Below are 5581 nucleotides of genomic sequence, written 5' to 3'. Positions count from 1 at the left end.
CGTGGCATGATCACGGTCAATGATGTACGGAATGCACCTTTCCCGTAACTGGTGAGCAGCGGACCGGCCTGAGACAGTTCGCGGGTACGCGACCGCCCGTCGGCGACAGTTCGCGGACGGGCGGGTCACAAGCGTGCGGTGCGGTGCCTCAGCAGTCCTTTTCCCGCAGTGAGTGGAGGTGCTCGCTCGACCTGCGGGCGAACGTGAACGACTCGACGGGGCTGTCGTGTTCGGCCTGCCAGTGGTGGTCGAGGCGGCCGCCACGGGTGCGGGTCACGGCCGAGATGAACCTCTGGTAGTCGATGTCTCCATCCCCGACGTCCACCATGCGGTAGCCGTCGCGAGCGGCGTCGTCGCGTTCGCCGTCCTTGACGTGGAACAGCGGATAGCGGTCGGGCTGCCTGAGCACGTAGCGCAAGGGGTCGAAGGGGGCAGGCGTGCCGTCGACACGCTTGGAGAAGCGGAACTGTCCCGCGTACGCCCAGTAGATGTCCATCTCGAGGTAGACGAGGTCGGGGTCGGTTTCGGCGAGGAGCACGTCGTAGAGGCGTACGTCCGGGCTGTCGGTGGCGAAGGAGAACTCCTCGGCGTGGTTGTGCTGGTAGAACTTCATGCCGCGGGCCTTGGCGGCGGCGCCGTACTCGTTGAACTCCTCGGCGCAGCGCTTCCAGCCGTCGACGGTGGCGCCGTAGCGCCAGGGGCCGGAGGCGGTGCCGATGTGCTTGAGGCCGAGCGCCTGGGCGTCGTCGAGGACCTTGTCGAGGTTCTGGGCAAAGGTGTAGGCGTTCGGGTCGGACGAGTAGTAGCCGACGTGGCTGCCGATGGCGCGCAGCCCGTGGTCGCGGGTGAGCCGGCGGAGCTCGGCGAGGGTGATGGGACCTGCGGAGCCCTGGGTGTAGCCGGCGTACTCGACCTCGTCGTAGCCGTACTTCTCGAGTTCGGCGAAGACGGCGGCGAAGCCGAGCGTGGAGACCTTGTCGCGGAGCGAGTAGAGCTGGATGCCGAGCCGTCCCGGGGGCAGTACGGGGCGGCCCCGGCCGCTTCCGTGGGCGGCGGCGGTGGCCGGGGCGGCCGCCGTGCCGAGGAGGGCGGCTGCGGTGGCTCCGGCGGCGACACCGAGCATGCCGCGTCTGCTGAGCTTGCGGCTGAGCTCGGGGTCGGGGGTCCTGCTCGTGCGGCTCATTGTGGATAACTCCTCGTTGTCAGTGGCGTCTGGTTCAGTGGAGTCCAGCGAGTTGAAGCAGCAGGGACTTCACATCGGTGGCCGCGACGCGGCCGGTTACGGCGCGGGGGGTGGAGCACAGGATGAGCGGCCCGTTGTCGGTGTCATCGCTCGTGGGGAGGCGGCCATGGCTGCCGCGAATAGGTGAGGGGTCGAGCGGTACGACCGCCATGCGGTAGCGCATACCGAGCTTCTTGCGGGCGAGGGCCGTGGCGGCTTTGACGCGGACGTACGGGTCCTGGGGGTCCATGAACAGCTCGACGGGGTCGTAGCCGGGCTTGCGGTGGATCTCGACGAGCTGGGCGAAGTCGGGTGCCTTGTCGTCGTCGAGCCAGTAGTAGTACGTGAACCAGGCGTCGGGGTCGGCGACGGCGACGAGTTCGCCGGAGCGCGGATGGTCCAGGCCTTGGCTCTTCTTGCCTTCGTCGCCGAGGAGTTCGGCGATGCCGGGAAGTCCGTCGAGGACCTCCCGGGTGGCGTCGAGATCCTCGGGCCGGCGTACGTAGACGTGGGCGAGCTGGTGGTCGGCGACGGCGAAGGCCCGGGAGGCCATCGCGTCGAGGTACTCCATTCCGTCCTGCGTGTGGACTTCGAGGAGCCCGGCGCGGCGCAGTTCGCGGTTGATGTCGACATGCCGTGTGACACGGGTGATGCCGTACTCGGAAAGGGCGACGACGGCGCGGCCCTCGGCTCGCGCGTCGTCGAGGAGGGGAGCCATGGCCTTGTCGAGGTCGGCGGCCGCCTGGAGGGAGCGGGGGTCGTCGGGGCCGAACCGCTGGAGGTCGTAGTCGAGGTGCGGGAGGTAGCAGAGCGCGAGGTCGGGGTTGCGGGTGCGGAGGATGTGACGGGTGGCGTCGATGATCCAGCGGCTGGAGACGATGTCGGCGCCGGGTCCCCAGAAGTGGAAGAGGGGGAAGGTGCCCAGTTTCTCGGTGAGTTCGTCATGGAGGGCCGGCGGCCGGGTGTAGCAGTCGGGTTCCTTGCGGCCGTCGGCGTAGTAGACGGGGCGGGGGGTGACGGTGATGTCGGTGTCGGCTCCCATGGCGTACCACCAGCAGATGTTGGCGACGGTGTAGCCGGGGTGGGCGCGGCGGGCGGCGTCCCAGAGTTTGTCGCCGCCGACGAGGCCGTTGTGCTGCCGCCACAGCAGGACGTCGCCGAGTTCGCGGAAGTACCAGCCGTTGCCGACGATGCCGTGCTCGGAGGGGAGGGTGCCCGTCAGGAAGGTGGACTGAGCGGTGCAGGTGACGGCGGGCAGCACGGTGCCGAGGGGGGCCTGGGAGCCGGTCGTGGCGAGCCGTTTCAGGTGGGGCATGTGGTTCAGGAGCCGGGGGGTGAGGCCGACGACGTCCAGGACGAGGAGGGGGGTGGGTGGCGCGGAGTCGCCCGGGGTGATGTCGCTCATGGGAGTTCCTTGAGGCCGAGGTCGGTGAGCAGGTCGCGGGCGAGCGTGAGTTCGGCGGCGATTCCGTCGGTGAGCTGAGTGCGGCTGCGGGGGCGCAGCTCGGCAGGCAGTGCCTGCCAGGTGTACGTCTCGACCTCGAGGTGCCGGGTGAGCGGAGCGGGGCCTCCGACGAGGCGGGCCAGGGTGTCCTGGAGCACGGGAAGAGTGGAGGTGAGCGGAGGGGCGGGCAGCGCGTGCAGGGGGACGTGGAAGTGGGCACGCCAGGGGGCACCGTCGGGGAGGGTGTCGGCGGCCAGGGCCTCGTGGAGGTCGTCGGTGCCGCGCAGGCCGGCGGCGGTGCGGGTGCGGGTCTGGTGGAGGAAGCGGGGTTCGGCGAAGGCCGCGAGGGCGTCGCGTACGTCGGGGAGGTGGGGGTGTTCGGCATGCAGCGCGGCGGAGAGCTGCGCCTTGGGGATGGTGATGCCGGCACTGGTGAGGGCGTCGAGGGAGGGACCGGGTTCTTCGAAGGAGGTGGCGAGATGGCAGGTGTCGACACAGATGCCGATGCGCCTGCTCGATATGGCGCTGAGGGGGCGGATCGCGTCGGCGGTGGTTTCGACGGTGCAGCCCGGTTCGGGTTCGAGGGCGATCCGGATGGATTTGCCGGTGAGTTCTTCGAGCGCGTCGAGGCGTTCGGCGAGCGTGCTCAGTGCGGTGCGGGCGGTGGTTGCGGCGTGGCCGTCGAAGCGGGTGCGCCATGCCAGCGGCAGGGTGGAGATGGACCCTTCACCGACGTCGTCGGGCAGCAGTGTGGCAAGGAGGCGGGCCAGGTCTCCGGTGTGGGTGAGCCGTTCCGGTTCGGTCCAGTCGGGCCGGTAGACGCGGTATTTGACCTCGTCGGCGCCGAATCCCTCATACGGGAATCCGTTGAGGGTGACGACCTCCAGCCCGCGCCGGTCGAGTTCGGCGCGCAGTCCGCGCAGTGCCGCCGGGTCGGTGATCAATGCCTGGGCAGCGTCCTTGGCGAGCCAGAGGCCGATCCCGAGGCGGTCACGCCCGAGGCGTTTGCGGACGGGCTCGCAGTGGTCGCGGAGCTGGGCGATGACGCCGTCGAGGGTCTCGGCCGGGTGGACGTTGGTGCAGTAGGAGAGGTGGACGGTGGCGCCGTCGGGGTGGCGGAAGCGCATGCGTGTCGCCTCCTCATTCCCCGCCGCGGAGGATGGAGTTGCCCTCGTGCAGGGCCTCGGCGGCCGGGACGTCCAGCTGGAGGCGGCCGCTCTGGCCGTAGAAGGCAACGGGGTTGCGCCACAGCACCTGGTCGACGTCGTCGTCGGTGAATCCGGCGGCGAGCATGGCGTCGGCGACCCTGCGGGTCTTCAGCGGGTCGCTCTTGCCCCAGTCGGCGGCCGAGTTGACCAGGACGCGTTCCAGCCCCTGGGCCTTGAGGATGGTGACCATCCGGTCCTCGTCCATCTTGGTGTCCGGGTAGATGGAGAACCCGAGCCAGCAGCCGGCGTCGGCGGCGTCCTTCACCGTCGTCTCGTTGAGGTGGTCGAGCAGCACCCGCTCGGGAGCGAGTGCGGATTCGCGGACGACATCGACGGTGCGGCGCAGGCCGGCAAGCTTGTCACGGTGTGCGGTGTGGACGAGGGCGGGCAGTCCGTGGTCGGCGGCGAGCTGGAGCTGGGCCGCGAGGGCGGTGTCCTCTGCCGGGGTCATCGAGTCGTAGCCGATTTCGCCGACGGCGACGACGTTGTCCTTGACGAGGTAGCGGGGCAGTGCGTCGAGGACGGGGGTGCAGCGGGGGTCGTTGGCCTCCTTCGGGTTGAGGGCGAGGGTGCAGTGGTGGGCGATGCCGTACTGGGCGGCGCGGAACGGTTCCCAGCCGAGGAGGGAGTCGAAGTAGTCGAAGAAGGAGGCGGGTGAGGTGCGGGGCTGGCCGAGCCAGAAGGACGGTTCGACGAGGGCACGGACGCCCGCGGCGTACATCGCCTGGTAGTCGTCCGTGGTGCGGGAGGTCATGTGGATGTGCGGGTCGAAGATACGCATCAGGACTCCTCCGTGGGGGACGTCAGGGCGAGGACGCGGTGGAGGTCGGCGGGTACGGGGCGGCCTGCGGCGATGCGTTCGGCGGCGTAGTCACCGAGCATCCGGGCGAGTTCCGCGTCGCCCCGGGCACGCCGTTCGAGACCGTCGGCGGCGTCCACGGGTACTCCGGTGAACAGACACTTCAGGAGGGCATGGCGCCAGGAGTGCGGGTCGAGGTGTTCGGCGGCGTAGGGGCCGACGGCGGCGGCGACGAGCCGGGTGTCGTTGGTGCGCAGGGCGTCGTCGACGAGGGGGAGACCGACGGCGGGGGCGGGCGCGAGCTGCGGCAGGGCGAGGAGCACAGCGCGGCGTTCGGCTGCGGTGCCCTGCTGGTAGAGGCGGGTGAGGGTGGCCGCGTCGGCGTGGGCCTCCCGGAGGAGGAGGGTGCGTACGGAGTCGGAGTGGTCCTGACCGCAGTGGCGGCCGGCGGAGGCGAAGCGGAGTTCCCAGGCGGGGGCGGCGTAGGGGGTGGTGGCGTCGGCGGGTGCGGCGGCGGTGTGGGCGGCTTCGGCGAGGGCTTCGTGCAGCCAGGCCCGGGCGGCGCCACCGAGCCGGGTGTCGAGTTCCTCGCGGGTCAGGATCGCCATGCCGGTGCTCCGTTCGTGGGGGCTGGTGCCGCAGCCGGGGCGTTCGGACGGAGGAACTCGATGGAGGTGCGGGCGAGTTCTGGGCCCGCGTGGGAGTGGCGTGGCAGTTCGACGACGGTCAGGCCCTGGTAGCCGGTGGCGGCCAGGGCGTCGAGGACGGGTGGGAAGTCGATCTCGCCGTCGCCGAACGGGAGGTGTTCGTGGACACCGCGGCGCATGTCCTCGATCTGGACGTGCCGCAGCCAGGGGGCGGCCTGCTTGACGCAGGCGTCGGGGGATGCCGGTTCCAGGCACTGGCAG

Annotated in this window: 6 protein-coding genes; all 6 read right to left on the bottom strand. The window is 70.5% G+C overall.

The window, feature by feature from the left end; genetic code table 11:
* Positions 1–148: 148 nt before the first annotated feature.
* On the bottom strand, positions 149–1183 hold the full coding sequence (locus tag ACWGI8_RS38330) for a sugar phosphate isomerase/epimerase family protein (RefSeq protein ID WP_453668060.1): 1035 nt from the start codon (positions 1181–1183) through the stop codon (positions 149–151).
* A gap of 34 nt (positions 1184–1217) precedes the next feature.
* The gene (locus tag ACWGI8_RS38325; protein WP_453668059.1) at positions 1218–2627 is read right to left on the bottom strand and encodes an alkaline phosphatase family protein; all 1410 of its coding nucleotides are present in this window, start codon (positions 2625–2627) and stop codon (positions 1218–1220) included.
* Positions 2624–3793, bottom strand: a complete 1170-nt coding sequence (eboE, locus tag ACWGI8_RS38320) for a metabolite traffic protein EboE (RefSeq protein ID WP_453668058.1) — start codon at positions 3791–3793, stop codon at positions 2624–2626. The genes ACWGI8_RS38325 and eboE overlap by 4 nt, the downstream gene beginning before the upstream one ends.
* A 13-nt stretch (positions 3794–3806) precedes the next feature.
* Positions 3807–4655 carry a TatD family hydrolase gene (locus tag ACWGI8_RS38315; protein WP_453668057.1) on the bottom strand — a complete coding sequence of 283 codons (849 nt, stop codon included), beginning with the start codon at positions 4653–4655 and terminating at the stop codon, positions 3807–3809.
* Positions 4655–5281, bottom strand: a complete 627-nt coding sequence (locus ACWGI8_RS38310; protein WP_453668056.1) for an EboA domain-containing protein — start codon at positions 5279–5281, stop codon at positions 4655–4657. Before ACWGI8_RS38310 ends, ACWGI8_RS38315 begins: the two co-directional genes overlap by 1 nt.
* Positions 5269–5581: sugar phosphate isomerase/epimerase family protein (locus ACWGI8_RS38305; RefSeq protein ID WP_453668055.1), on the bottom strand; the 313-nt coding region annotated here is incomplete at its 5' end. The genes ACWGI8_RS38310 and ACWGI8_RS38305, both read right to left, overlap by 13 nt.

This window comes from Streptomyces sp. NPDC054841, from assembly GCF_053611045.1.
Note: the sequence above shows the minus strand (reverse complement) of the source record. Positions and strands in the feature narration are given on the sequence as shown.

Bases quoted from the DNA above. Each gene is read 5' to 3' on its own strand.
- eboE (WP_453668058.1), bottom strand. From the start codon at position 3,793: ATGCGCTTCCGCCACCCCGACGGCGCCACCGTCCACCTCTCCTACTGC.
- ACWGI8_RS38315 (WP_453668057.1), bottom strand. From the start codon at position 4,655: ATGCGTATCTTCGACCCGCACATCCACATGACCTCCCGCACCACGGAC.
- ACWGI8_RS38330 (WP_453668060.1), bottom strand. From the start codon at position 1,183: ATGAGCCGCACGAGCAGGACCCCCGACCCCGAGCTCAGCCGCAAGCTC.
- ACWGI8_RS38325 (WP_453668059.1), bottom strand. From the start codon at position 2,627: ATGAGCGACATCACCCCGGGCGACTCCGCGCCACCCACCCCCCTCCTC.
- ACWGI8_RS38310 (WP_453668056.1), bottom strand. From the start codon at position 5,281: ATGGCGATCCTGACCCGCGAGGAACTCGACACCCGGCTCGGTGGCGCC.